Annotated in this window: 24 protein-coding genes and 1 pseudogene; 11 read left to right on the forward strand and 14 right to left on the reverse strand. The window is 62.7% G+C overall.

The window, feature by feature from the left end:
- Positions 1-25: 25 nt before the first annotated feature.
- Both FIU28_RS15885 and FIU28_RS15890 read left to right on the forward strand, forming a co-directional pair.
- Positions 26-952, forward strand: a complete 927-nt coding sequence (locus tag FIU28_RS15885) for a glycine/sarcosine/betaine reductase selenoprotein B family protein (RefSeq protein WP_143574195.1) — start codon at positions 26-28, stop codon at positions 950-952.
- Positions 953-1,062: 110 nt separating this feature from the next.
- Complete coding sequence (locus FIU28_RS15890) at positions 1,063-1,416, forward strand: PilZ domain-containing protein (protein ID WP_143574196.1); 354 nt, start codon at positions 1,063-1,065, stop codon at positions 1,414-1,416.
- A 215-nt stretch (positions 1,417-1,631) separates the two neighbouring features.
- Here the strand turns inward: FIU28_RS15890 and clpA are convergent, their stop codons facing one another.
- Together clpA and clpS are read right to left on the reverse strand one after the other, a co-directional pair.
- Entirely contained in the window at positions 1,632-4,040 is a 2,409-nt protein-coding gene (gene clpA / locus FIU28_RS15895; RefSeq protein ID WP_143574197.1) for an ATP-dependent Clp protease ATP-binding subunit ClpA, read from the reverse strand.
- A 257-nt stretch (positions 4,041-4,297) separates the two neighbouring features.
- A complete protein-coding gene (gene clpS / locus FIU28_RS15900) occupies positions 4,298-4,630 on the reverse strand; it encodes an ATP-dependent Clp protease adapter ClpS (protein WP_168203085.1) in 333 nt (110 codons plus the stop codon).
- A 365-nt stretch (positions 4,631-4,995) separates the two neighbouring features.
- On the opposite strand from clpS, the gene FIU28_RS15905 reads away from it, so the two are divergent.
- Positions 4,996-6,687, forward strand: a complete 1,692-nt coding sequence (locus FIU28_RS15905; RefSeq protein WP_143574199.1) for a pilus assembly protein — start codon at positions 4,996-4,998, stop codon at positions 6,685-6,687.
- A gap of 63 nt (positions 6,688-6,750) precedes the next feature.
- Here the strand turns inward: FIU28_RS15905 and FIU28_RS15910 are convergent, their stop codons facing one another.
- A complete protein-coding gene (locus FIU28_RS15910) occupies positions 6,751-7,086 on the reverse strand; it encodes a phasin family protein (protein WP_143574200.1) in 336 nt (111 codons plus the stop codon).
- A gap of 385 nt (positions 7,087-7,471) precedes the next feature.
- On the opposite strand from FIU28_RS15910, the gene FIU28_RS15915 reads away from it, so the two are divergent.
- Positions 7,472-9,241, forward strand: a complete 1,770-nt coding sequence (locus FIU28_RS15915) for a D-alanyl-D-alanine carboxypeptidase (protein WP_143574201.1) — start codon at positions 7,472-7,474, stop codon at positions 9,239-9,241.
- Between the two features lie 215 nt (positions 9,242-9,456).
- Here the strand turns inward: FIU28_RS15915 and FIU28_RS15920 are convergent, their stop codons facing one another.
- From FIU28_RS15920 to FIU28_RS15940, 5 genes and pseudogenes are all read right to left on the reverse strand, one after another.
- Complete coding sequence (locus tag FIU28_RS15920; protein ID WP_143574202.1) at positions 9,457-10,185, reverse strand: DnaJ domain-containing protein; 729 nt, start codon at positions 10,183-10,185, stop codon at positions 9,457-9,459.
- Between the two features lie 43 nt (positions 10,186-10,228).
- Positions 10,229-10,951, reverse strand: coding sequence for a VWA domain-containing protein (locus FIU28_RS15925; RefSeq protein ID WP_143574203.1), 723 nt, complete (start codon positions 10,949-10,951; stop codon positions 10,229-10,231).
- A gap of 75 nt (positions 10,952-11,026) precedes the next feature.
- Positions 11,027-11,287, reverse strand: a pseudogene (locus FIU28_RS15930) (type II toxin-antitoxin system RelE/ParE family toxin); the annotation flags it as partial.
- 39 nt (positions 11,288-11,326) lie between these two features.
- Positions 11,327-11,548, reverse strand: a complete 222-nt coding sequence (locus tag FIU28_RS15935) for a hypothetical protein (protein WP_143574204.1) — start codon at positions 11,546-11,548, stop codon at positions 11,327-11,329.
- Between the two features lie 39 nt (positions 11,549-11,587).
- Complete coding sequence (locus tag FIU28_RS15940) at positions 11,588-12,463, reverse strand: alpha/beta fold hydrolase (RefSeq protein WP_143574205.1); 876 nt, start codon at positions 12,461-12,463, stop codon at positions 11,588-11,590.
- 380 nt (positions 12,464-12,843) lie between these two features.
- Here FIU28_RS15940 and panC point away from each other — a divergent pair, with 380 nt between their 5' ends.
- Entirely contained in the window at positions 12,844-13,695 is an 852-nt protein-coding gene (panC, locus tag FIU28_RS15945; RefSeq protein WP_143574206.1) for a pantoate--beta-alanine ligase, read from the forward strand.
- A 90-nt stretch (positions 13,696-13,785) separates the two neighbouring features.
- On the opposite strand, the gene FIU28_RS15950 is transcribed toward panC, so the two are convergent.
- Entirely contained in the window at positions 13,786-14,592 is an 807-nt protein-coding gene (locus tag FIU28_RS15950) for a MaoC/PaaZ C-terminal domain-containing protein (protein WP_143574207.1), read from the reverse strand.
- On the reverse strand, positions 14,589-14,963 hold the full coding sequence (locus FIU28_RS15955; protein ID WP_143574208.1) for a hypothetical protein: 375 nt from the start codon (positions 14,961-14,963) through the stop codon (positions 14,589-14,591). The genes FIU28_RS15950 and FIU28_RS15955 overlap by 4 nt, the downstream gene beginning before the upstream one ends.
- Positions 14,964-15,438: 475 nt before the next feature.
- Between FIU28_RS15955 and FIU28_RS15960 the strand changes: the two genes are divergently transcribed.
- The 3 genes from FIU28_RS15960 (at position 15,439) to FIU28_RS15970 (ending at position 18,089) form a co-directional block, all read left to right on the forward strand.
- A complete protein-coding gene (locus FIU28_RS15960; RefSeq protein WP_168202960.1) occupies positions 15,439-16,377 on the forward strand; it encodes an HNH endonuclease in 939 nt (312 codons plus the stop codon).
- Between the two features lie 198 nt (positions 16,378-16,575).
- The gene (locus tag FIU28_RS15965; protein ID WP_143574210.1) at positions 16,576-17,307 is read left to right on the forward strand and encodes a hypothetical protein; all 732 of its coding nucleotides are present in this window, start codon (positions 16,576-16,578) and stop codon (positions 17,305-17,307) included.
- 56 nt (positions 17,308-17,363) lie between these two features.
- Positions 17,364-18,089, forward strand: a complete 726-nt coding sequence (locus FIU28_RS15970) for an SOS response-associated peptidase (protein ID WP_143574211.1) — start codon at positions 17,364-17,366, stop codon at positions 18,087-18,089.
- Positions 18,090-18,281: 192 nt separating this feature from the next.
- Here FIU28_RS15970 and FIU28_RS15975 read toward each other — a convergent pair whose 3' ends face one another.
- From FIU28_RS15975 to FIU28_RS15985, 3 genes are all read right to left on the reverse strand, one after another.
- The gene (locus FIU28_RS15975) at positions 18,282-19,022 is read right to left on the reverse strand and encodes a hypothetical protein (RefSeq protein ID WP_143574212.1); all 741 of its coding nucleotides are present in this window, start codon (positions 19,020-19,022) and stop codon (positions 18,282-18,284) included.
- 77 nt (positions 19,023-19,099) lie between these two features.
- The gene (locus tag FIU28_RS15980) at positions 19,100-19,540 is read right to left on the reverse strand and encodes a helix-turn-helix domain-containing protein (RefSeq protein WP_246660698.1); all 441 of its coding nucleotides are present in this window, start codon (positions 19,538-19,540) and stop codon (positions 19,100-19,102) included.
- Between the two features lie 50 nt (positions 19,541-19,590).
- Complete coding sequence (locus FIU28_RS15985) at positions 19,591-19,902, reverse strand: type II toxin-antitoxin system RelE/ParE family toxin (protein WP_246660699.1); 312 nt, start codon at positions 19,900-19,902, stop codon at positions 19,591-19,593.
- Positions 19,903-20,728: 826 nt separating this feature from the next.
- On the opposite strand from FIU28_RS15985, the gene FIU28_RS15990 reads away from it, so the two are divergent.
- From FIU28_RS15990 to FIU28_RS16000, 3 genes are all read left to right on the forward strand, one after another.
- On the forward strand, positions 20,729-21,238 hold the full coding sequence (locus tag FIU28_RS15990) for a YaiI/YqxD family protein (RefSeq protein ID WP_143574213.1): 510 nt from the start codon (positions 20,729-20,731) through the stop codon (positions 21,236-21,238).
- 9 nt (positions 21,239-21,247) lie between these two features.
- Complete coding sequence (locus tag FIU28_RS15995; protein WP_143574214.1) at positions 21,248-23,068, forward strand: ABC-F family ATP-binding cassette domain-containing protein; 1,821 nt, start codon at positions 21,248-21,250, stop codon at positions 23,066-23,068.
- Between the two features lie 156 nt (positions 23,069-23,224).
- Positions 23,225-24,304: a D-TA family PLP-dependent enzyme gene (locus FIU28_RS16000; protein ID WP_143574215.1), complete on the forward strand. Its 1,080-nt coding sequence runs from the start codon at positions 23,225-23,227 to the stop codon at positions 24,302-24,304.
- Here the strand turns inward: FIU28_RS16000 and FIU28_RS16005 are convergent.
- A complete protein-coding gene (locus FIU28_RS16005; protein ID WP_256365910.1) occupies positions 24,301-25,533 on the reverse strand; it encodes an NAD(P)/FAD-dependent oxidoreductase in 1,233 nt (410 codons plus the stop codon). The genes FIU28_RS16000 and FIU28_RS16005 overlap by 4 nt on opposite strands.
- Between the last annotated feature and the right edge of the window lie 18 nt (positions 25,534-25,551).

A 25,551-nucleotide genomic window follows, 5' to 3' on the forward strand; every position in this document is an offset into this window, starting at 1 on the left:
ATGCGGCGGAAGCGGGAGAGACGGCATGGACGAGACTGCGCAAGGCTTTGCAGCCGACGACGACGTGCCGATCCCCTATATGGCGCGTACCCGCGAGTATTATCGCGCGATCGGTTACGATACGCCTTACCGCTGGGCCCATCACAGTGACGCGCCGTTCCAGCCGCTGCAGAAGCCGCTGGCACAATCGCGCGTCGCCATCATCACCACGGCGGCGCCGTTCGATCCCGCGCGCGGCGATCAGGGTCCCGGTGCGGCGTATAATGGCGGCGCCAAATTCTATTCGGTGTATGACGGCGACAGCTCGCAGACGCACGACCTGCGCATCTCGCACATCGCCTATGACCGCGTGCACACGACCGCGACCGACAGCAATAGCTGGTTCCCGCTGCCCGCGCTGCATCGGCTTGCCGCGTCCGGGCGGATCGGCAAGATCGCGCCGCGCTTTTATGGTGCGCCGACCAACCGCAGCCACCGCGTCACCACGGAGACCGACGCGCCGGAGATTCTGGCGCGCTGCCGCGCCGACCGTGTCGATGTCGCCGTACTGGTGCCGAATTGCCCGGTCTGCCACCAGACCATCAGCCTGACCGCCCGGCATCTGGAGGCAAACGGCATCGCCACGGTGGTGATGGGCTGCGCCAAGGACATCGTCGAGCACGCCGCCGTGCCGCGCTTCCTGTTCAGCGATTTCCCGCTCGGCAATGCCGCCGGCCGACCGCACGACGCGGCATCGCAGGACTTCACCTTGGACCTGGCGATGCGCGTGCTGGAATCCGCGGTGGGACCGCAGACCACCGTGCAATCGCCGCTGCGCTGGGCTTTGGATGCCGCATGGAAGCGCGATTACAACAATGTCGCGCTGCTTTCGCCGGCTGAACTGGCGCGGCGCCGGGCCGAGTTCGACGCCCAAAAGGCCGTCGCCCGAACGCTGCGAGAGCCCGCGGCCTGATTCCAGACGCAGGACAATCCTGCGTTTACGTTAACAGCGCATCGAAGCCGCCTCGATCTTCCTTGCTGCGCGGAACTCGCTAGTGTCCCGTTCGAAACGGGGAACGCATCATGGACGAGCGGCGCAAAGGGATGCGTGATGGGGTGATCTTTGGCGGCATCGCGTCCAGCGATGCCAAGACGCCGAAAGAATGCGTGATACGCGATATTTCCGAGCGTGGCGCCCGGCTCGAATTCAAGAGCGGCGCGCGCTTGCCCAAGGACCGGATTCAGCTTGCGATCGCCCGCAAGGGCAAGTCGTTCCTGGCGAAAATCATCTGGTGGCGCGACAATATCGTCGGCGTCGCGTTCACCGATCCCGCCGACCAGGCGCTGCCGGAGTCGGATCTCGCGGAGCGGCTGCGCAAAAGCGAGAAGAAGAAACGCCAGTTGCAGCGCCGGATCAACGATCTGCTGGGGCAGTAATTGAAACTGTCGTTCCGGGGCGCGAGCGCATCAGCGCGAGCGAACCTCAGCCACTCCAATTGGAGCGGCGGGGAACCTCGATATGGCACGATGAACATTTCCAGATTCCGGGTTCGCTCGAGCTTCGCTCTCGCGCCACGGAATGACAGCTCAACTCAAACCAAAAAGGCCGGCGATTTCTCGCCAGCCTTTTCGTTTGACAGGCTTCGCGCTGCCTAGGCCTTCAAGGGCTCCTTCGCCGGACCCTTCGATCCGCCGGGACCGCCCGTTTTCGGCTTGCGCGCGGTGGCGCGCTTGCCCGGCAGCTTCTCGGGCTTCGGCGTCACCGGGCCATCGACATATTCGAAGCCGATGCGCTCCTGCGCGACACCGAGCACGGCCTCGTCGGAAACCAGCACCACGCGGACGTGGCCGCCGTCCTTCAGCTTGCCGAACAGCAGTTCATCGGCCAGCGGCTTCTTGATGTGCTCCTGGATCACGCGGCCCATCGGACGCGCGCCCATCTGCTCGTCATAGCCGTGCGTGACCAGCCAGGCCTTGGCGGGCTCGGACAGTTCGATCGTGACATCGCGGTCGGCCAGTTGGGCCTCGAGCTGCAGCACGAACTTCTCCACCACCATGCCGATCACGTCCGCATTGAGATGCGCGAACGAGACGATGGCATCGAGACGATTGCGGAATTCCGGCGCAAACTGCCGGTTGATCGCCTCGTGGTCCTCGCCTTCCCGCTTGCTGCGCGTGAAGCCGAAGGCCGCCTTCGCCATGTCGGCGGCGCCGGCATTGGTGGTCATGATCAAAATCACGTTGCGGAAGTTGACCTGCTTACCGTTGTGGTCGGTCAGCCTGCCGTGATCCATGATCTGCAGCAGCACGTTGTACAGATCGGGATGCGCCTTCTCGATTTCGTCGAGCAGCACCACGCAATGCGGATGCTGGTCGACGCCGTCGGTCAAAAGGCCGCCCTGGTCGAAGCCGACATAGCCGGGAGGCGCGCCGATCAGGCGCGATACCGTATGCCGCTCCATGTATTCGGACATGTCGAAGCGGATCAGCTCGACGCCGAGCGAGGCAGCGAGTTGCTTGGCCACTTCGGTCTTGCCGACGCCGGTCGGGCCCGAGAACAAATAGGAGCCGATCGGCTTCTCCGGTTCACGCAAGCCGGCACGCGCCAGCTTGATCGATGCCGACAAGGCCTCGATGGCGTTGTCCTGCCCGAACACCACGCGCTTCAGCGTGGTCTCGAGATGACGCAGCACCTCGGCATCGTCCTTCGACACGCTCTTGGGCGGGATCCGCGCCATCGTCGCGATCGTGGTCTCGATCTCCTTGATGCCGATCGTCTTCTTGCGCTTGTTCTCGGCCACCAGCATCTGCGCCGCACCCGACTCATCGATCACGTCGATGGCCTTGTCCGGCAGCTTGCGGTCGTGGATATAGCGCGACGACAATTGCACCGCCGCCTCGATCGCCTCGTTGGTGTATTTGAGCTTGTGATAGTCCTCGAAATACGGCTTCAGGCCCTTCAGGATCGCGATCGCATCCTCGATGGTCGGCTCGTTGACGTCGATCTTCTGGAACCGGCGCACCAAGGCGCGGTCCTTCTCGAAGTGCTGACGGTATTCCTTGTAAGTGGTCGAGCCCATGCAGCGAATACCGCCTGAAGCCAGGGCAGGCTTGAGCAGATTCGAAGCATCCATCGCGCCACCGGAGGTGGCGCCGGCGCCGATCACGGTATGGATCTCGTCGATGAACAGGATCGCATTCGGATGCGCCTCGAGTTCCTTGAGCACCTGCTTCAGGCGTTCCTCGAAGTCGCCGCGGTAGCGCGTGCCGGCCAGCAGCGTGCCCATGTCCAGCGAGAACACGGTGGCCGCCGCCAGCACTTCCGGCACGTCGGAATCGACGATCCGCTTGGCCAGGCCTTCGGCGATCGCGGTCTTGCCGACACCGGCTTCGCCGACGAACAGCGGATTGTTCTTCTGGCGACGGCACAGCACCTGGATCGCACGGTTGATCTCGGCACTGCGTCCGATCACCGGGTCGATCTTGCCGTCCCGCGCCTTCTTGTTGAGGTTGACGCAATAGGTATCGAGCGCCTCGCCCTTCTTCTTGGACTCGTCGCCGCCCTTGGCCGTCTCGGTTTCCTCGTCGACGCCGCGCACCGGGCGGGCTTCGGAAACGCCCGGACGCTTGGCGATGCCGTGGCTGATGTAATTGACCGCGTCGTAGCGCGTCATGTCCTGCTCCTGCAGGAAATACGCGGCGTGGCTCTCCCGCTCGGCGAAGATCGCGATCAGCACGTTGGCGCCGGTCACTTCCTCGCGGCCGGACGACTGCACATGGATCACCGCGCGCTGGATCACGCGCTGGAAACCGGCGGTCGGCTTGGCGTCGTCGGCGCCGTCCGTCACCAGGTTTTCGAATTCGGTTTCGAGATAGTTCACCAGGCTGGTGCGCAGCTTGTCGAGATCGACGCTGCAGGCCCGCATAACTGCCGACGCGTCGGAATCATCCACCAGCGACAGCAGCAGATGTTCCAGCGTGGCGTATTGGTGATGACGCTCATTCGCAATCGAGAGAGCGCGATGCAGCGATTGTTCGAGGCTTTGTGAAAAAGTTGGCATTCCGCGTCCTCTTTGGCCCCCATCATCATGATGGGCGTTGCCGCCTCAGGCAACAAGAACCTTTCTCACATATAGGTATGCAAGCTTGTGGCGAAAGGTCGGTTCCGTTGGCGTGTCGTTTTGCCCGCAGCCGGCAAGCTTCCTGCGCCGGCATCGTCGATGCGGTGCCGGCCCACAGGCCATCCCGCAGGCGCCTGCCTGAAACAATACAAATCCCGTTCCCGTTCGGGGACTCAAATCGAAGCAACCGGCAGAGGTTACTTCTTTTCCATCACGCATTGCAAAGGATGCTGGTGCTTGCGGGCGAAGTCCATCACCTGCGTCACCTTGGTCTCGGCGATTTCGTAGGTGAACACGCCGCACTCGCCGATACCGTGGTGGTGGACATGCAACATGATTTCGGTCGCCGCCTCGACGTTTTTCTGGAAGAATTTTTCCAGCACGTGAACGACGAATTCCATCGGCGTGTAGTCATCGTTCAGGATCAGCACCCGGTAGAGATTGGGGCGCTTGCTCTTCGGCTTTACCTTGGTGATGACCGATGCGTTCGGCCCACCGGGCGTTCCCGACCGGTTATCCTCGCCGGCCATCCGAACGGGATCTGAGGCGGCCATCGGCGGGCCCAACGGATTTAATTCTGAGGTTATCTGCAACATGGCGTGTCGTCGAAATCTCCGAAGGAGTGGGCGGCACCGTCGCAGCCCGAAATGGCAGCGCCTTGTCGGCCGGCCGACGAAACGAATATGGGTTTCGTACCGGCTCTCTGCAAGCATACCCGACCACCGCCAGCGGCAAAACCCCGGGGACCCCGTTCACCCCCGGTTAACGTTCAAGGCCAAACGACCACAACCTTTTGGATAAATAGAGGGCTTTTTTACGAAATCCCGGGGCAGGATTTACCGTCTGTTTAACCGCAGCCTGCGACATCTCCGTATCTTCAATCGCGGCGGTATTCATGTCTAACCGATCGACGTCACGTCTGGCCCGGAATTTCCTGCAGCGTTTCCTGCCTGCGGAAGGCGGCAATGTTGCCGTCATGTTCGCCATCGTGCTCGCCCCCCTGCTCGGCTTTGTCGGCGCCGCCGTGGATTATACCCGCGCCTCCTCGGCCCGGTCCTCCATGCAGGTGGCGCTGGATTCGGCAGCGCTGATGGTCTCCAAGGACCTCGCGGTGACGCCCAGCATGACGGCCGCGGACATCACGGCCAAGGCCAGCGTCTATTTCAACGCGCTGTACACCAACCCGAACGCACCGGCGATCACGGTTTCCGCCGTCTACACCCCCAACACCGGCAAAGGGGCGACCGTTCAGGTCTCGGGCGCCGGATCGGTACCAACCGAATTCATGAACGTGGTCGGCTTCCCGCGTCTCGCCATCAATTCGTCATCGACCACCACCTGGGGAAATGCCCGCATGCGGGTCGCGATGGCGCTGGACAATACCGGCTCGATGAACCAGGACGGCAAGCTGCCCGCGCTCAAGACGGCGGCGAAAAGCCTGGTCGACCAGCTCAGCGCGCTCTCCAAGACCAATGGCGACGTCTACATCTCCGTCGTCCCCTTCGCCAAGGACGTCAATATGGGCGCCAGCAACTATAACGCCAGCTGGATCGACTGGACTGACTGGGAGGCCGAAGCGCCGGACCTCAACACCTCGGCCAAGAAGCCGAGCAACTGGTCGCAGATCGGGCCAGGTTCGTCGTGCCCCTGGTCGATGAACTACGACGGCTTCACCTGCATGGCCAGCGGCACCAGCACCAGCGTCGTCAGCAGCATCCCGTCGAGCGGATTGATTTGCCCTGGCGCCGACAGGTCGAGCTACCAATACGCCTATCATTACCTGATCAACGGTTGCTACACGAGCGTCGCCTCCAGTACGACCGTCACCGTCAGTTCGGGATATTATGCGAGCTGCAACGGCTTCTCGAGCGCCTGCACATGCAGCGGCAACAACAATAGCAAGGTCTGCAAGCAGCCGACCTACACCCACGTCTGGACGCCGAACAACCGGAATACATGGAGCGGCTGCATCGCAGACCGTACCCAGGATTACGACACCAAGAACAGCGCGCCGGTTACGGGCACGACGGCATCACTATTCCCCGCCGAGCAGTATTACGAGAACCAGGAGTCCTATTGTGCGCCCGGCAACTCGCCGCTCCTGCAGACGGTGACGCCGCTGAGCTATGACTGGAGCACGCTGAAATCCGGCATTGATGCCATGCAGGGCACCGGCGGCACCAACCAGCCAATCGGCATGGCGCTGGCGTGGCAGTCTCTGGGCCAGACGGCACCGTTCAATGCCCCCGCCGAGGAGGTAAACTATACCTATGTGAAGGCGATCATCCTGCTGTCGGACGGTCTCAACACGGAAAACCGCTGGCCGGAATATGGCAATGGCAGCTCGCAGACCGGCACCATGATCGACGACCGCCAGAAGACCTTGTGCGACAACATCAAGGCGGCGGGCGTTACGATCTACACGATTCAGGTCAATACGGGATCGCCGGCCGACCCGACGTCCAGTGTGCTGCAATACTGCGCCAGCAATAGCGGCAATTTCTATCTGGTCACCGCGGCGTCACAGACCGTGACGGCGTTCAACTCGATCTACAACTCGCTGTCGCAACTGCGCGTCGCGAAGTAGCGCACGCGCCAACTAAAACGCCCGGCCATCCGGCCGGGCGTTTTGATAAAGCGTGGTGACGGTTCAGCGGGCGGGCGTCATCTTGGCGATGAAACCTTCGAACGGCTTGCTGGCCTGCTTGGCGAGGTCGGCATAAAGTTCGCTGATCTTGTGCGATTCCGCGACAAACGCCTCGTAGGACGACTTGGCGTATTCGGTCTGCGCCTCGATCGCCTTGTCGAGCGACCTGACGCCCGACAGCCTGGTGACGAAGGCATTGCCGTCTTCATAGGATTTCTTGGTGTAATCGCTGACGGCGGAGGCGATCGCCTGCGCGCTGGTCTGCATGGTGGCGGCCGAGGCGACGACGCTGTCGAACTGTTCCTTGCCGTATTTCTGCATTTCTTCGACGTTGATCATGGTGGATCCCTTTCCAGACTGACAAGTCAGCCGTTTCCGGTCGCCCGGCCTCTGACTACGCCCATGTATATCGCACCGCACAATCCAGTCAAATGTTATTGTGCACTGCACAACATTAATATTGAGCACAAATGCGCGGCTGCCCTGCAAGAGTTGCTTAACCTTTTGGAAACTCGCCGGTCCTAACCTCATTCCTTGGAGTGCTGCGTTCGGCTGAGAGGCCAATAACCGCATGGACACAATCTCTTAGCTGAAACGACAGTGACCGCGACACGGTCGAGAGAGTGTTCAGGCGCAGCGCGTGAACGGCGACGCATCATGGATCGTGGGCTTAATTTAGCCTCACGGACCGGTGATGAGACGGAAGATCGGGACGGGGAAGTTCATGCTTCGCACAACTTTGGCTTCATCGCGCACGCTGCGGATTTGCGCGCTCGGACTGGCCACGCTCATTGCGACCATCGCCCTCACCACCGATCCCGCCGATGCCAGGCGTCGCCATCGCTCCGGCCACCGTGTCGCCACCGGCGGCGGCTACAGCCCGGCGTTCGCCTCGATCATGGTCGATGGCAACACGGGCGCGGTCCTGTCCGCCAACAATCCTGACGCCTTGCGACACCCGGCCTCGCTGACCAAGATCATGACGCTTTATCTGCTGTTCGAGAAACTTGAATCCGGCAAGATGACGCTCGATACCGAAATGGATGTTTCGAAATACGCGTCCGAGCAGGCGCCGACCAAGCTCGGCCTGCGCCCCGGCCAGACGCTGCGCGTCGAAGACGCCATCAAGGGCCTGGTGACGCGTTCGGCCAATGATGCTTCCGTGGTGATCGCCGAAGCCATCGCCGGCGACGAGGACGATTTTGCCAAGCTGATGACGCGCAAGGCGCGCGCGTTGGGCATGAGCCGTACCGTCTACCGCAATGCCAACGGCTTGCCGAACGACGAGCAGGTTACCACGGCCCGCGACCAGTCGACGCTCGGCCGCGCGATCCAGGACCGCTTCCCGCGCTATTATCGCTACTTTGCGACCAGCGCCTTCGCTTGGCGCGGCAGCGTGATCCGCAACCATAACCGCCTGATCGGCAGCGTCGAAGGCGTCGACGGCATCAAGACCGGCTACACCCGCGCCTCTGGTTTCAACCTGGTGTCCTCGATGCGCCGCGGCAACCGCCATCTGGTCGGCGTCGTGCTCGGAGGCCGCTCCGGTGGTTCGCGCGACAACATCATGCGCAACCTGCTGGCCGAAAATTTCGAAAAGGGCGGCACGCGCCGCACCGTTGCCGCTATCACCGAACGCAATCCGAACGAGGCCGCGAGCGAGGTCGCCGAAGCGCAGGCCGATGCGCGCCCGACGCAGATGAAGCAGGTCAACGGCGCCGTGCAGGTCGCCTCCGCCGCGCCCGAGACGATCGAGACGCCGGTCCGCGCAGCTCCCCCCGTGGTCGTGAAGCCATCGGTGATGGCGGCGGCAACCGCAGCCTTGCCGGCGCCGCGCAAGCCGGAGCCGGCCATGCTCAGCAGCGGCGTCATCGAAGGCGCACCGCTGGCGCTGATCCCGGGCTCGTCCGATCCGATGAAGCCGGTGCGGGTCAAGACCGTGCAGGTCAAGTCCGGCCAGTTCAAGACGGCCTCGGCCGCCCCGGAAGCCCCGCCCGTCACCAATACCGTGACACGCAACGAAGCCGGCCGCAGCGCGGAAACCTCGAACTCGCTGTACCAGCGCTCGGAGATGCCGCGCCAGCCCGCCAATTTCGGCACCGGCCAGGGCATTCTCGGCGTGCTGCCCGCCAACCATGCACAGAACCAGGCGATGGCCTATGCCGAGCCGGCCCCCGCGCCGCGCAACGCCCCGGTGACCCAGGCGCTGCAGCAGAACGGCGCCATCAAGCCGGTGATCGCTACGCATAGCGGCTGGATCATCCAGGTCGGCGCGCTCGACAGCGAAGGCGAGGCCAAGTTGCGCCTCGACGCCGCCCGTGAACAGGCCCGCGGCCTGCTCGGCAAGGCCGATCCGTTCACCGAGACGGTGGTGTCGAAGGGCGACAAGAAGCTGTACCGCGCCCGCTTCGCCGGCCTCGACAAGGATCAGGCGGAAGCGGTCTGCAAGACCCTGAAGCGCTCCGAGATCTCCTGCATCACCATCAAGAACTGAGCGCAGAAACCCTTCATTTACCTTGTTTGGATGGCCGGGACGATGTCCCGGCCATCTTGCGTTTCACGGTAAACAAATCGGGCCCACGCAAACCTCTCGTCAAGACTTCGCGGCTAGAACGGAGGCAAGGGATGATCGACCACGCCGGACAACGGCGGGCGATGGGGCGTCCTGCAGAGACCAGAAGCTCAGAACAGCGTTGTTAGCGTTCGGAGTTAGTTGCGATGCGTGCGAAGCAGAGTGTCCTTGGCCTCGTTTACCCGAGCCGCGAGGTACGTCGAGCCCCCCTGGTCGGGATGCAGTTTCTTCATGAGCGACCGATGCGCGTGGCTGATTTCCTCGCGCCCCGCCCCCGGCTGCAGGCCAAGGATCTGATAGGCCTCCTCGTCCGTCATTTTGCCGCTCGACGCCGCGCGGTCGTGCCGCCCTGCCCCGTCAGGCTGCGCGTCCTGACGCCAGGCGGGAAACCTGCGGTCCAGATACGATTCAAGTAACGCCACGCTCTCGGCATCGAAGCCGGCCATCAATGAGGCCAGCTGCGGCAGGTCGAACGCCTCCAGCGACTGGCCGGCGTGGGGCCCTGCGAGAATGACGCCGGTCAGTGCGCCGCTGTCATGGTCGAGCGTCATCTCGAGATAAGGCGAGCGGACCTGCGAGGTCTGCCCGGCCGACTTGGCCCCTCGCCCACCGAACATCCCGCCGATATTGCTGAAACCGGCGGTGCCGAACGGCGACCAGCCGAGCAGCCCGGCGCCAAAAATGCCGAGCGGGATCGCCACCGCGAGTTCCCCCTTGATGCCGGTAAAAGCCGCCACCGCCAGCGCCACCACGCCGCCGCCGATCTTGACGCCGCGCGCCAGAATCGCCGGGTTCGCCGCGCGAAACATCTGCAGCAGCATGTAAATGACGAATACGGCGAGCGCGCCGGCGATCAGAGTAGGCATAGGGCATAGATAGGCGGTTGCGGGCCGAAGCGAAAGCTGTGCGCTACTTCATCTGTCCGAGCAGCTTTGCCGCACCCGGCGCGGTCTGCGACAGCCGCATCAGGGCCGCCCGGCCGCCGGCGGCGTAGGCCGCCACCGCCCGCAACAGCTCGCGCAACTGCGCGGCAGCGCCCGGATCGAACCGGCACCACGCCCCGCCCGTCAATCGCGCGATCTCGCGAAACGCCTGCTCGGCCGCGGGGTCATGGCCCTCCTGGAACATGAAGACCGGCACCTTGAGCAGGCCGAGCTCGCCGGCGCGGGCGCAGAGCTCATCGACCGATTCCTCCATCGCGTCGCCGACGAACACCAGCGCGCGGACGCCCGAGGCCACCGCCTCGCGCCGGGTCTCGGACAACACCTTGCCGATCTGGGTCTGGCCGCCCTGGCAACTGATCCGGCCCATCAGCCGCGCCAGCTCGGCAGAGTCCGAAATCCAGCCCGTGGCGCGGCACTCCGCCATGCCGCGGAAATAGACCAGCCGGATGTCGAGGCTGCCCACCGAGGCGGCCTCGCGGAACATGTCGGCCTGCAGCGCGCAGGCCATGTCCCAGGTCGGCTGCCGGCTCATCGTAGCATCCAGCGCAAACACCAGCCGCCCGCGCCCGCCGGCCTGCGGCGCCATCGCTTTGGCCTTGGCGACGAACGCGGCGATGTCGGCAGCGGCCGACGGCCGGGCCGTCAGGGCGTCAGTGGCGGATTTGGGGATGGTTGGGTCGCGGGACATGGGGCTCGCTGCGCACATTGCTTTGTCTATGTGGCGAGTGCAGGTGACCCGGTCAATGGCGTGCGTCGACACGTCCTATTTCGAACTTTGCCTGTCCTGTGCCTGGTGAAAGATGGCCAAGACGCGCAGCTCATCCGACGACTCGAATACTTCGTAAACGACAAGGTACGGTGTTTTCGGAACGATCCATTCTCGAGTGCCGGGGTCATTGCCGGGACGACCGCTGTCGGGGAAGTCGGTCAACCTTTCGATACTCGCATACAATCGCCAGACCACTTTGCCTGCGACGGCCGGTGTCTCATAAGCGATCCAACGGTAAATCTTTGCAATATCAGCGAGCGCCCGATCGTCTTAGGAGATCCGCATCTCCGGCGATCAGGAAACGAGACGCCGGATAAATTCGCGAGCTTGCTCGTTCGATACCAATACCTGGTCCGGGTCGGAACGGCGACGTCTTACCTCGGCGAGTTGATCATCGCTCAAGAGCGAATTGTGCCGGCTCGCAAGATAGTGGATCAACGCCCCTGCTGCCCCATCCTGTTCGGACGGCGGCAGCTTGCGCACTTCGATGAGAGCTTCTTCAAGGAGCTTGGACATTTCGAAAGTTTAGCAGAAAACGACGGGAAGTGAACCGTCTCAGTTCACGCCCGGTCGATACTGCGCGACCTGGCCCTGCGCAGGATCGGCGGCACTGCTCAGCGGCGTCGGCGCGGCCGCCTTCGGCTTCTTCACCACCGGCAGCTTGTTGTCGTCCTCAAGGAACTTGTCGAGCAGGCCCTGAATCTTGCTCTTCAACACGTCGGGACCGCGGTCGCTCATGTCGGTATGCTGCGCCCCGGTATCGACCACCGTGATGCCGAGCTTCTCGCACATGTCGGCATCCGGCACGACGCCGGGATCGGGCTTGAACACCGCGTCCTGCGAGCGGAACGACAGGATCTTGGTCTTGCCGTCGGTCATGAACGGAACGCGCAGATTATCCAGCGTCACGACCTTGCGCACTTCGTCCGGATGCATCTTGGCGAAGTACATCGAGATGTCGCCGCCATTGGAATGGCCGACCATCGTCAGGTGATCGTAATCGGAATTCGGCTGGATCTTCTTCAGCTCGGAGATCGCGAACATGATGTTCTCGACGCCGCGCTTATAGACCGGCAGCCGGCCGACATAGAGCTCGCCGGCCTTGGTCACCAGCGGCGCATCCGTCGCGAGATCGTGCTGGATGCTCACGACCATGTAACCGCGCGCGGCGAACACGTTGGCGAGGAAAGAGTACTCAGTAAATTTGACGGTGTTGCCGTGGTTGAGGATGGCGACCGGCAGCGTCAGCATGCCGGCATTGGCCTGCATTTCCTTGTCGCGGCGAACGGCCACGTCGATCTCGACCGGGCGGTCGCGAACCTTGTCGTAGAACGTCAGCGTCTCATGGCGGATCGCCCACTTGCTCGCGGTGAAATACGCGACGGTGGTCAGTACGCAAACTGAAAGCAGGATAAGAATTCCGCGCTTCATGTTGGTCCCTAGTGGCGTTCGCCGGCTACGGTAAGTTAGGTGACAGACTCTCCGATGGCTTTTTCAATATATATGTCACAGCGCGATGACAGGAAGGTCAAAATGTGTGATTTGCCCGCCATAACATTGTGCGCCGCATCCTTTTATTGTGCATCTGCTCAATGGCGACGTCATTGATTACAGACAATTCTAACGACTATTTTAGTCTCCCGGCAGGGATGGACCTCCCAAATCGGGCATCATAACAACGGTATCCGCCCTCACGGGTTCCTGTTGGCAGAATGCCGGTCCTGTTGGCGGTAGTCGTGCCGCCCCCGCGTTTGATAGGTTGGCAGCGGCCCCGCAGCCGACTCACTGCCATTTCCAGGATCGCGTCCCCAATGCCCCGCTCTCCCCTGATCGCCCGCACCCTGCCCGCCCTCCGCCGCGCTTTGGAGGGGCTTCGCGCGCGCAAGGCGACGGTGGCGCTGGTGCCGACCATGGGCGCGCTGCACGACGGTCACATCGCTTTGGTGCGGCTGGCGAAGCGCCGCGCCAGCCGCGTCGTCGTCTCGATCTTCGTCAATCCCGCGCAATTCGCCCCCAATGAGGATTTCGGCGCCTACCCCCGTACCTGGAAGGCCGATCTAGCCAAACTCGCCGCCGAGGGCGTCGACCTGGTGTGGAATCCCGACGTGAAGACGATGTACCCGGAAGGCTTCGCCACCAAGATCCTCACCGAGGGGCCGGCGACCACTGGGCTCGAGGACCGCTTCCGCCCGCATTTCTTCGGCGGCGTGACCACCGTGGTCGGCAAGCTGTTCACCCAGACCCGGCCCGACATGGCGTTCTTCGGCGAGAAGGATTTTCAGCAGCTGAAGGTGGTGACAAGGATGGCGCGGGACCTTGACCTCGGCGTCAAGGTCACCGGCGCGCCCACGGTGCGCGAACGCGACGGCCTCGCGATGTCCTCGCGAAATGTCTATCTCAGCGCCGAGCAGCGCGCCGCCGCCCCGGTGCTGTACCGCTCGCTGAAGGACGCGGCCAGGCGGTTGAAAGCCGGCGATGACATCAAGGCGACGATGAAAGCGGCGGCCGACGCTATCACCGAGGGCGGCTTCGCGCTCGACTATGTGGAAGCCCGCCACGCCGAATCGCTGGCGCCCGTCGCCTCGCTCAAGGACGGCCCGCTGCGCCTGCTGGTCGCCGCGAAAATCGGCAACACGCGATTGATCGACAATGTCGGCGTGTAGCCCGGATGACAATCCGGGGCCGACCCATCCGCATCCCGGCTGTCCCCGGACGGCGTCACCGCGCGCGATGCGCGCGGTGACTTATCCGGGCTATGCGTCCTGCTTCGCCACCTGCTCGCGCGGCTGGTAGATCGCGACATGCTGGCAATGCGCCACCGGCGTGGTGCCGTTGGCGACGATCAGCGCGTCCAACTCGACGAAGCGATGCCCCTTCTTCTCGTAATTCGCGGTGACGCGCGCGCGGGCCACCAGCTCATCGTCGAGCCTCGCCGGCGCCAAGAGCTGCATCCGGCTGCCGACATGGATCCACGGCCCCAGGATGGCATTGTCGACCAGCACCTTGTTCATGATTCGCTGCAGCACGCCGGGATGCGTCATGCCTTCGCGCGCATAGATCGGATCGGCCTCGCGGATCTCGTCGAGATATTCCGCGGCGGCGTCCTGCGGCCAGCAGCGCGGCGCGCTGCCGAGCCATTTGGCCACTTCGTAGGAACGCGCATCCACCGGCGCCCGCACCGCCGCCGGCTCGACCTCCGGATAATCCGCCAGCGCGAAAGCCGGCAGCCGCGCCGTCAGCGACGCCAAGCCTGTGGCGCGGACGTCGCCGCCCTCGACCTGCAACGCCAGCCCCTCGCCGTCCGGCTCGGCCGTGACCAGCACCGTCTCGCCGTCATAGACCGGCCGGGTGAAGCGCGCCTCGATCAGCCCGCGTTCCAGGAACGCGCGGCCCCAGGCCTCGACCGCCGGATGGATCATATAGGCCAGCACGTCGACGCCGGGCACCAGAGCGCCGCTGAAGCCGAATTTCTGCGCCACGCGATCGTCATGCATCTTGTTTTCCGACGCCTTGGCGGTGTTGAACGCCTCCACGCGGTACGGTTCCAGCCGTTTGGTCATGTTTTCTCCCGAAGCTGCGAGCTTGAGCGTTCGCTGTTGCCCGGGATGGTACGCATCGCCGACGCCAGCGCAAGGGCGACGATCCGACTGACGGCTTCTCCGAGAGCCGATGCTGGATCACTGCAATAAGCCTGGAAGATCTGTTCAAGGCGGCGGAGGCTCTTATTCCGTAATCTTGAGCGAAGAATATGACGCACCTTTTGGCCCCCATTGCGAGCACCGCGCAGAGTTATGCCAGCAACCAAAAGAACCAACCGTAGGGCGCGCCGACAACGGCTGATGAGAAAAAAGAAACCGCAATTAGCGGGATCGTTGCATGACGAACGGCCGAGATGCCCTTCCAATACGCCCAGATAATCGGCGCTGTCCAAGCCCCGATCAAGAGCACCAACATTAACAATCCAAATTGATCTCCTATCCTACGAAGCTACGGCGCTTGCGCGCTCGTGGGCAACGAAAGCGCAACACTTCTTATGTCGAAATCAATAAATTCAAAGGCGACTAGGCGCTCGCCGTCATCAGGAAACGGCGGAGTGATTGGCGACCGTGACGGCTGCTGTAGCCGCCATTTTAGCCTGGCGCGCTCATGGACAATGATCGCTGATACGTCGGACGACGCAGCAAATCCGGAAGCCTAGTAATAGCCCACATGAGCGCAGCGATATGCGGGGCCTAAAGACCAGCAAACGTGGAGTTACATTGCCCATCCGGCCTAAGCTGACTGATCGTACTGGTGCCAGTGAGGCCTGTTATCAAGATGAAGTTGCGACGATGTCGCTTGCAAGTCCCAATCGAAGCAACTTAAACTATTCCGACGCGCCAGTTCCATTCACAAAGGACCAACTAATGGCTTTAACGACTAAGGCGACAACTCGACAACGACTTGCGACTGAGTTGGCACTACGCCTTGAAATGCGCGGCCTGAAGCGACGAAATTCAAAGCTAGCTCGTAACGAACACGATTCCGATTGGTGCCACTTGGCAACTTGGACTAATTCCGGCGGAACTTTCGACATCTATGCATTTTTCGGGAAGTTTCTAGGTAAAGGTGACGTCGTTTGGATCGGATTTGGCTCATCTCAGATAGAGACCATAGAGCAGATAGCAGGCGCATTTGGCGACGAAACAATCACACATTTTTCGTTAGCTGATTGGGATGCGATGTGGGACGCCACATCAGACCTTCATAAGGCTCTCTCTTCACCGGATAACATCGCCATTGAGGATTACCGCGACGAAGACGACTTCATCTGGATCGGCCGATACATGCCCAGAGATGAGGACGCCTTGGCTCGATCTCAGCAATTCATTCTCGACGTTCTCAAGCAATTGGATCCGATAGTATTCTCGGACGAGGACGAGATTTCATGGGTCGGGCCGGTCGATCGGGAAGCTATAGTTAAAGTTCGCATAGCGCAGAACGCCTTCCGAAAAAAGCTCGAAATTCGGTGGGGCGGAGGATGCGCAGTCACTGGCTCCATGCTCAAGGAGACGCTTCGAGCTTCGCACATCGTGTCCTGGGCTGACGGCTCAAGCAGCGAAAAGACAAGCCCTGACAATGGCCTGTTACTGACAGCATCGCTGGATGCACTGTTTGATCGAGGGTACATATCGTTTAGCGATGCCGGAGATGTCATAATCAGCAAAATGCTCTCAAGCGAGGAGATGCAAATGCATAACCTAAATGACGGCCTGCGACTTCGGATCCCACCAGCTGAAAAGCAAAAGGCATTTCTTCGCCGTCACCAAAAAAAGCACGCGAAGCGTCTTTCTGGTAATTTTTAGATTTACAACGGAGCGTCTTAGATTCTCAGAACTATTAGCCGACAGCGCGCATGAGGTCTTCGCTGCATCGGAGATTTCGCGTCGTGCCCATCTGAAAGAAATTGTAGCCGTCTCCGCAATTAGCGGAAACCGCTCATCCGCCGTTTCGCGACCAAAAGCGCATGCGGACCAAAGCGCCGATTTAGAGAGGAAGCAGCGTTGCTGGCGATGTCTTCGACAATCGAACCGTATTTGGCTGCAGTCGGCCTATCGGCGGTCGGCTTTGGCGGAATTTTCCTTGCGGTCTTCGGAGCCATGAAAGTATTCGGGGACAAATGGGTTAACTCCAAATTCAATGAGCGCCTCGAAGCATTCAAGCACGGACAGCAGCGCGAGATTGAAACATTGAAGTTCGGTTTTTCCGCAGCGATGGACCGCGCGTCGAAATTGCATCAACGCGAATTTGAAACGCTACCCGACGCATGGAGCACATTGATCGATGGTTTTAACAGTGTGCTAGCCTTCACTGCTGCGTTTCAAAGCTACCCAGACATCAACCGCATGTCGGATGCCGAACTCGACGAATTTTTCTTAGACAACGAATTCTCGAAGTCTAGCGAAATTGAAATTAAATCGAGCGACAATAGAAATAAGGCGCTTCAAAAGGCCATCTTTTGGCTGCGACATGGAAAGGCAGCAGATAAGCTTCGGGAACATCATGCCCTGATATTAAAGCAGGGGATATTCATGTCGGCAGACATCAAGGCAAGGTTCGTGGCGATTGGAGACCTAAGTTGGGACGCGCTTAGTGAGCATCGCATTAAATACGAACTTGAGGAGTATGGAGAGCGGCCACAACGTGATGCGCTTGAAAGGGTGGGCAATAGACTTCTCAATGAGCTTGAGACTATTATCCGCGATCGGCTGTGGAGCGACGTAAGAGCAGCATAGCCGCCAGAGGGTGTGGCGGTCTGGACGCTGCCGGCCGGACCCTTCAGGATAATCTCATGTGCAACCTGTATTCCCTGACCAAAGGCCAGGCCGCGATCCGTGCCCTGTTCCATGTTGACCGCGACAGCGCCGGCAACCTGCCGCCGATGCCCGGTATCTTTCCGGACTATCCGGCGCCGATCGTGCGCAATACTGCCGACGGCCGCGAACTCGCTCTGGCGAGGTGGGGCATGCCGTCCTCGTCAAAAGCGCTGTTCGACGCGACCAGCAAACGGGCGGCGAAACTCGAGGCGAAGGGCAAGCAGGTCGATTTCAACGAGCTGCTGCGGCTGGAGCCCGACAAGGGCACCACCAACATCCGCAATGTCACCAGCCGGCACTGGAAGCCGTGGCTCGGCGTCGAGCACCGCTGCCTCGTGCCGATGTCGTCCTTCAGCGAATTCAACAGGGATGCCGGCGGCGACATCTGGTTCGCGCTCGACGAAAGCCGCCCGCTGGTCTGCTTCGCGGGCCTGTGGACCAACTGGACATCCGTCCGCAAGGTGCGCGAGGGCGCGGTGACGGCTGACCTCTTTGGCTTCCTGACCACCGAGCCGAACGCCGAGGTCGGCGCCGTGCATCCCAAGGCGATGCCGGTGATCCTGACGACACCCGACGAGGTCGACACCTGGCTGCGGGCACCGTGGGAGGAAGCAAAAATTCTGCAGCGCAAGCTGCCGGACGGCGCGCTAACAATCATGGCACGCGGCGTCAAGAAGGACGGCGATGCCGCGGCGGAATGACGACGAATGGTCCCGGCGGTTACCGCGGAATGGACTGACCAGTGGACCTAATTCGGCGACTGGCCTTGCCGGCTTCGGTCGAGATATCGACGTGATGGCGATTCCGATGGGAAGACCAGTCCGGCCGCATTGATCGATCATGTCGGCGCCTAGCTGCGGATGTCAGTCCGGAGCAACACACCAGTCGCTCTGCTAAACTGAGATGTTCCAGTAAGCGAGGACCGCCTTTACTTCCGCTCGCGGGTAGAAGCTTCCGGCATGGCTGAGATCATGTCGGATGCCCGCTTTGCGCTTTCGCGCGGCAGCTTCGATGCTTGCGGTCATCGAAACTACACCCAGCGGCAGTTTTTCGGCGGGCGTTCGGGGCCAGCTGGTCGGATAGGCGCTCCAGTCTGCCCAAGCATCGAGCGCTGTGTTTGTCGCCAGCAAATTATCGTGGTCGCATTGCCAGCCATAGAGGTTACGCGCGCAGATGCGCAGCATTGCCTTTATCTCTGGCATTGTATCGGTAAAGGCTTTCAGTGGCGTCGGCAGCAGTACCATATTGCCCACACAGGAGTAGAAGCGCCGGTCCATTACGACAACATTCGAGAGCTGGTAAGTCGGATCGTCGATGCCCCAGATATGGCAGCAAGACCAGTTTGGCCGAAGTCTCTTTTTCAGACCAAGCGCAAGAGTAAGAGCTTCATTTGCGTTCACATTTCCTTCGAACTTATGCACCGAGTTGCCAGTTTCCCGGTTCCTGTTCATTTGCGGCTCCGACCAGTTGCCCTTGTAAAAAGGCGTGCGACGCGCATGCTCGGGAAACCAGACGGGCAAAAGCTTGAAGGTTTCAGGGGCCACCCATCTTGCGGTGCGCTCAATGTAGCTAGCAATGTCCCGCAAACTCATTACGTTACGCAGCGCATCTAGACCGTCTGAAATCTCCGACATTCCCCCCCCCCCGACAAATTTGAAACCACAGGCGTATCCTACAGCGCGCTTCATCAGTTTGAATGATCAGCTTTTCACTACAGCAGCGCATCGATGCCCTTGCGCTGGATCATGCTGAGAAGCTTGAGGGTCGCCCCTTCGGGCTGCTTCAATCCCCGCTCCAGTTGCGATACGTACCCGGGCGAGATGTTCAGCACTTGCGCGAAAACACCCTGGCTCATTCGCGCGCGCTCTCGCATGGCACGAATCTGCTCGGCCGAAATCGCCTCGATCTCGCCAATCGCATGACTGCTCTTTAGATGCCGCATTGTGATCTTTTCATAGCCTGCGCGATCCATGAGACCGGCTTCGAGCATATCCCGCGCCGTCTCAAGCAACACCGAGTCGATACTGTCCGGATCTTCATCAGGCCGAACGGCCGCATGAACCTTGCGTGGGCGACGCGCCTCATACATCCCCGTTGCAGCCTTTCGCTTTGTCACCGGCGCCCGACCTGGTTTAGCTGCTGCTTTTCTCACGTTGCACCTCCAGAATTCTGCCTTCAGCCTTGGCCTTGTCGATGGCCTCGTCAGAGGCCTTCAACCAGGCGCGCGCCAATTCCCGGAACGAGACGAGTTGATTGTCGTCGATTGTCCTGGTCACTCTTGGCGAACAGATACATGAACACCGACCTCGTTTCCGAGTGGAAAGCCAGGATCACGCGAAACCCGCCCGATTTCCCCGCGCCAGGGCGCGCGACCCTTTGCTTGATGATGCCGCCTCCCAAGTCGGCCTCCACCAGACCGCGCGCCGCGTCGTCCACGGCCTTGATGAGACTGGCATCCACAACATCATGGTGACGCGCGAGCCGGGCAAATGCCTTGGTCTTGAAAATCCGCACGAAGCCGATCCCTAACACTGGGTGTTATAGCGCGGAGCGGCGCCAAGTTCAAGATTATCGGCAGGCCGCGTGGCGATGACAATCGGCGAGACACGGATGCCGAGACACGGATGCGAGGCATTGCGGAACGCCGGGCTTCGGACCGCGCTGACAAGAGCATATTGACAATTATCCTATCTAGGACTATTAGCTCCCTCGTCCCGTTCGCGAGGGGGCGCTTCATGAGGCGTCTTGGAGCGGAGCGGGACGCGGCGCCTGCGGGCGCGGGGACAACGTATCCCCGCGCACTCGGGAGGCCCGGGTCACCGTCCGGCCCCACTACGGGGGTCTGCCGCTCTTTGTCGGCTGGACGCGGGATAGGCGGCGGCGGGAAACCGCCGGGTGGACGGGCGCGTTGCCCCAGACCACGCCACGTCCCCGGAAGCACGGTCCCGGCGCCTGAAGACGCCGCGGTGGCGCGCTCACAGGCGTCGCGGTTCGCAGCGATGCGGATCGCGTCACCCAGCACCACCCTTAGCGCCTGTCGGCGCGCCGCCTCCCCTCGTGGTTCGAGGGGATTTTCCGGCAAAACTCGGGCTCCTGGAGCCGCGAGACCGCGGAGGCATGTCGCATGGCGTTCTGTCTGAATTCGGGGTCGGAGGGGTGCAACCGCACCCCGGCGCCGGGTTTCCGGCAGGCTTCGGCCGCCCGTCGGGGCGGTTCGGCCGGTTTCGCCACGATTCCTCCCGAAAGCTGCGATATGTTTTGTTCGCAGGTGCACAAGATGATACGCCTTGCAGCAGCCAGCGTACGGTCGCCTGTCCGGTGCCGGCTCCCCCGCAAACCGATGACCGACCCGAGCACCCGCGCCCCCGTGAGCACCCGAATCTACATCGATGCCGACGCCTGCCCGGTCAAGGACGAGATCTATCGCGTCGCCGCGCGCTTTGGCCTGCCGGTCAGCGTGGTGGCCGGCCAGTTCATCCGGATACCGCTGGATCCCTCGATCGAGCGGATCGCGGCGGGTTCCGGCATGGACGCCGCCGACGACTGGATTGCGGAACGCGCCGGAAAAGGCGATATCGTGATCACGTCCGATGTCCCGCTGGCCAGCCGCTGCGTCAAGGCCGGCGCCGAGGTGCTGGCGCCGAACGGCAAGCCGTTCTCGGAGGCCTCGATCGGGATGACCCTCGCCGTGCGCAACCTGATGACCGATCTGCGGTCGTCGGGCGAAGTCACCGGCGGTCCCAAATCATTCTCGCCGCGCGACCGCTCGGCGTTCCTCTCCGCGCTGGATCAAACGATCCGCCGCATCCAGCGCGCGCCGGCCGTTGCGCCCGCGCCGAAACCAGATTGAACGGAATTCATGGCTCCCCCGCTGATCCAGCTCAAAGAAATCAACCTGACCTTCGGCGGCACCCCGCTGCTGAACGGCGTCGAACTGTCGGTGTCGCAGGGCGAGCGCGTCTGCCTGATCGGCCGCAACGGCTCCGGCAAGTCGACGCTGCTGAAGATCGTCGCCGGCCTGGTCGACTACGACAAGGGCAGCCGCTTCGTGCAGCCCGGCGCCACCGTGCAATACCTGCCGCAGGAGCCGGACTTCACCGGCTTCGCCACCACGCTCGCCTATGTCGAGGCAGGCATGGGCGCCGGCGACGACCATTACCAGGCGATGTACCTGCTGGAGCAGCTTGGTCTGACCGGTGAGGAAGATCCCTCGAACCTCTCCGGCGGCGAAGCGCGCCGCACGGCGCTGGCCCGCGTGCTGGCGCCCGAGCCCGACATTTTGCTGCTCGACGAGCCGACCAACCATCTCGACCTCACCACCATCGAATGGCTGGAAGGCGAACTGGCCTCGCGGCGCTGCGCGCTGGTCATCATCAGCCATGACCGCCGCTTCCTCTCGAATCTGTCGCGTGCCACCGCCTGGCTCGACCGCGGCCAGATCAAGCAGATCGACCGCGGCTTCTCCGCCTTCGAACAATGGCGCGACGATATTCTGGCCGAAGAAGAGCGCGACCAGCACAAGCTCGACCGCAAGATCGTCAACGAGGAGCACTGGCTGCGCCACGGCGTCTCCGGCCGCCGCAAGCGCAACGTCAAGCGCCTCGCCGGCCTGCACGATCTGCGCGCGCAGCGGCAGGATTATCGCGGCGTCACGGGGAGCGCCAACCTCGCGGCGTCGGAGGCCGACAAGTCCGGCAAGCTGATCGTCGAAGCCAAGGGCATCTGCCGCACCTATGGCGACCGCAAGATCGTCGACGACTTCTCGATCCGCATCCAGCGCGGCGACCGCATCGGCGTCGTCGGCCCGAACGGCGCCGGCAAGACCACGATGATCAACATGCTGACCGGCGGCGAAGCCCCCGACTCCGGCACCATCCGGTTCGGCGCCAATATCGAGATGGCGACGCTCGACCAGCACCGCGAAAGCCTGTCGCCGAAAACGACCTTGGCCGAAGCCCTCACCGGCGGCCGCGGCGACCACGTCATGGTCAACGGCACGCCGAAGCACGTCGTCAGCTACATGAAGGACTTTTTGTTCTCGCAGGAGCAGATGCGAACCCCGCTGGAGGTTCTCTCCGGCGGCGAACGCGGCCGCTTGATGCTGGCCCGCGCGCTGGCCAAGCCGTCGAACGTGCTGGTCCTGGACGAGCCGACCAACGATCTCGATCTCGAAACCCTCGACGTGCTCGAGGACATGCTCGGTGACTATGAAGGCACCGTGATCCTGATCAGCCATGACCGCGACTTCCTCGATCGCGTCGTGACCTCGGTGATCGTGCCGGAAGGCAACGGCAAGTGGACCGAATATGCCGGCGGCTACACCGACATGCTGGCGCAGCGCGGCGCCGACCTGAAGCGCGAGAAGGCGACGACCGCGGCGGTCGAAACCGGCAAAAGCAGCGGCAACGGCAAGTCCGCCCCCGCCAAGCCGGCGGCGAAGAAGAAAATGAACTTCAAGGACAAGCACCTGCTCGACACGCTGCCGAAGGCGATCGCCAGTTTCCAGGCCGACATCGCCAAGCAGCAGCGGCATCTCGACGATCCCAACCTCTACAAGAAGGATCGCAAGAAGTTCGACACCGTGTCCGCGGCGCTGTCCGCCGCGCAGAAGGGTCTGGCCGAGTCCGAGGAAAAGTGGCTGGAGCTGGAGACGCTGCGCGAAGAGATCGAGAACGCCTGAGCCACATTCGTCATTCCGGGGCGCGGGCGGCGCCAGCCGAACGCGAACCCGGAATCCCGAAGTGAGACTCCACCATGACGAGATTCCGGGTTCGGGCCATCGCCTTCGGCGCTGTCCCGCCCCGGAATGACGGATGAAATGCCGGAGAAATTTTCGATGACAACCGCCCTCGCAGCCTTGATCGCCCGTGACTTCGGCACGCCGTCGCTGGTGATCGACATGGACCGCGTGGAGCGCAACATCGCGCGCATCCAGGCGGTGTGCGATGCCGCAGGCGTCGCCAACCGGCCGCATATCAAGACGCACAAGAGCCCAATGCTCGCGAAGCTGCAGATCTCGGCGGGTGCGAAGGGCATCACCTGCCAGAAGCTCGGCGAGGCCGAGATCATGGCCGACGCGGGGATCGACGACATCCTGATCAGCTATAATCTGATCGGCGACGAGAAGATGGTGCGGCTCGCAGCATTACAGGCCAAGGCGAAGATCACCGTCGCCGCCGACAACCCCACCGTCGTCGAGGGGCTGAAGAAGGCCGCCGCACTCTCCGGCCTGCCACTCGACGTCGTCGTCGAATGCGATACCGGGCGCAAGCGCGCCGGCGTCGAGACGCCGGCGGAAGCCATCGAACTCGCCAGACTGATCGACGCCAGCGAGGGCCTCGTCTTCGCCGGCTTCATGCTGTATCCGACCGAGACCGGCTGGGCCGACGCGCAGACATTCTTCGACGTGGCGCTGGCCGGCGTCCGCGCGCTCGGGCTGGAGCCGCGCATCGTCTCCACCGGCGGCACGCCGAACCTGAAGAATGTCGGCTCCCTGAAGGGCGCCACCGAACATCGCTTCGGCACCTATATCTACAACGACCGCATGCAGGTCGAAGCGGGCGCGGCGGCCTGGGACGACTGCGCCGCCAACGTCTATGCGACGGTGGTGAGCCGCGCCGGACCGGACCGCGGCATCGTCGACGCCGGCTCCAAGACGCTGACCTCGGATACCGGCGGGCTCGACGGCCACGGCCTGATCCTCGAACATCCCGAAGCGAAAATCGCCAAGTTCGCCGAGGAGCACGGCTTCCTCGACCTGACCCGCAGCAACACCCGTCCCAATGTCGGCGACGTCGTCCGCATCGTGCCGAACCATATCTGCGTGGTCGTCAACATGTTCGACGAGGTGGTGATGGTGCGCGGCGAGGAAGTGATCGGCACGCTGCCGGTCGCGGCGCGGGGGAAACTCCGCTAGCGTTTCAGCCGCTTCACCACGCCCCTGCCCGCGGCGGCGCCCGTCGCGAACGAGGCCTGCAGCAGGTAGCCGCCGGTCGGCGCTTCCCAGTCCAGCATTTCGCCGGCGGCGAACACGCCCGGCAAGGCCGTGATCATGTAGTCGGCGTCGAGCTCGTCGAACGCGATCCCGCCGGCGGTCGAAATCGCGCGGGCGATCGGCGCAATGCCACTCAGCACGATGGGCACCGCATTGATCAGCGCAGCGAGGCTGGCGGTCGACAGCGATGCCAGCGACGTGCCCGAGACGATCGCGGCCTCCTGCAGCAGTGCGATGCCGACCGGCGGCAGATGCACGGCCTTGCGCAGGAAGGTCGACAGCGACTGCTTGCCGCGCGGCGCCGAGAGCTTGGCGATCAGCTCGGCAGCGGTCATGTCGGGACGCAGCGCTACATGCAGCGTGGCCGTGCCACTCGCCGCGACGGCGTCGCGCAATGGCGCCGACAGCGCATAGATCGCGCCGCCCTCGATGCCGGTGCGGGTGAGCATCGCCTCGCCGCGCACCACCTGCCCTCCGAACGACAGCGCCATCGCCTTCAGCGGATAGCCGGCGAAGCGGTTGCGAAAGACGTCCGACCAGGCGACCGCAAAACCGCAATTCGCCGGCCGCAGCGGGGCGACATCGATGCCGCGGGCGGCCAGCGTCTTGACCCACGCGCCATCCGAGCCGAGCCGCGGCCAGCTCGCGCCGCCCAGCGCCAGCACGGTGGCTTTGGCGGCGATCACGCGCGGACCTTCCGATGTGTCGAACAGCAGCCGTCCGTCGCCGTCCCAGCCGGTCCAGCGATGCCGCATGGCGAACTGCACGCCGGACTGATCCAGTCTTCGCAGCCACGCCCGCAACAGCGGCGACGCCTTGAACGCTTGCGGAAACACCCGGCCGCTGGAGCCGACGAAGGTCGGCTGCCCCAGCAACTCGCTCCAGGCGCGCAACATGTCCGGCGGCAATGTCTCGATGGCTTTAGCCAGTTGCGGCATCGCCGCGCCGTAGCGCGCCACGAAGGCCGGCAATCGTTCGCTATGGGTGAGATTGAGCCCGCCGCGCCCGGCCATCAGGAATTTGCGGCCGGCAGACGGCATCGCGTCATAGACGGTGACGCGCGTGCCCGCCTGCGCGATCACCTCGGCGGCCATCAGCCCGGCCGGCCCGGCGCCGATCACCGCGACGTCCTGTTGCACAACGTCGGTCACGATGATCGTCCGATCGAG

The organism is Tardiphaga sp. vice154, from assembly GCF_007018645.1.
Lineage (GTDB): Bacteria > Pseudomonadota > Alphaproteobacteria > Rhizobiales > Xanthobacteraceae > Tardiphaga.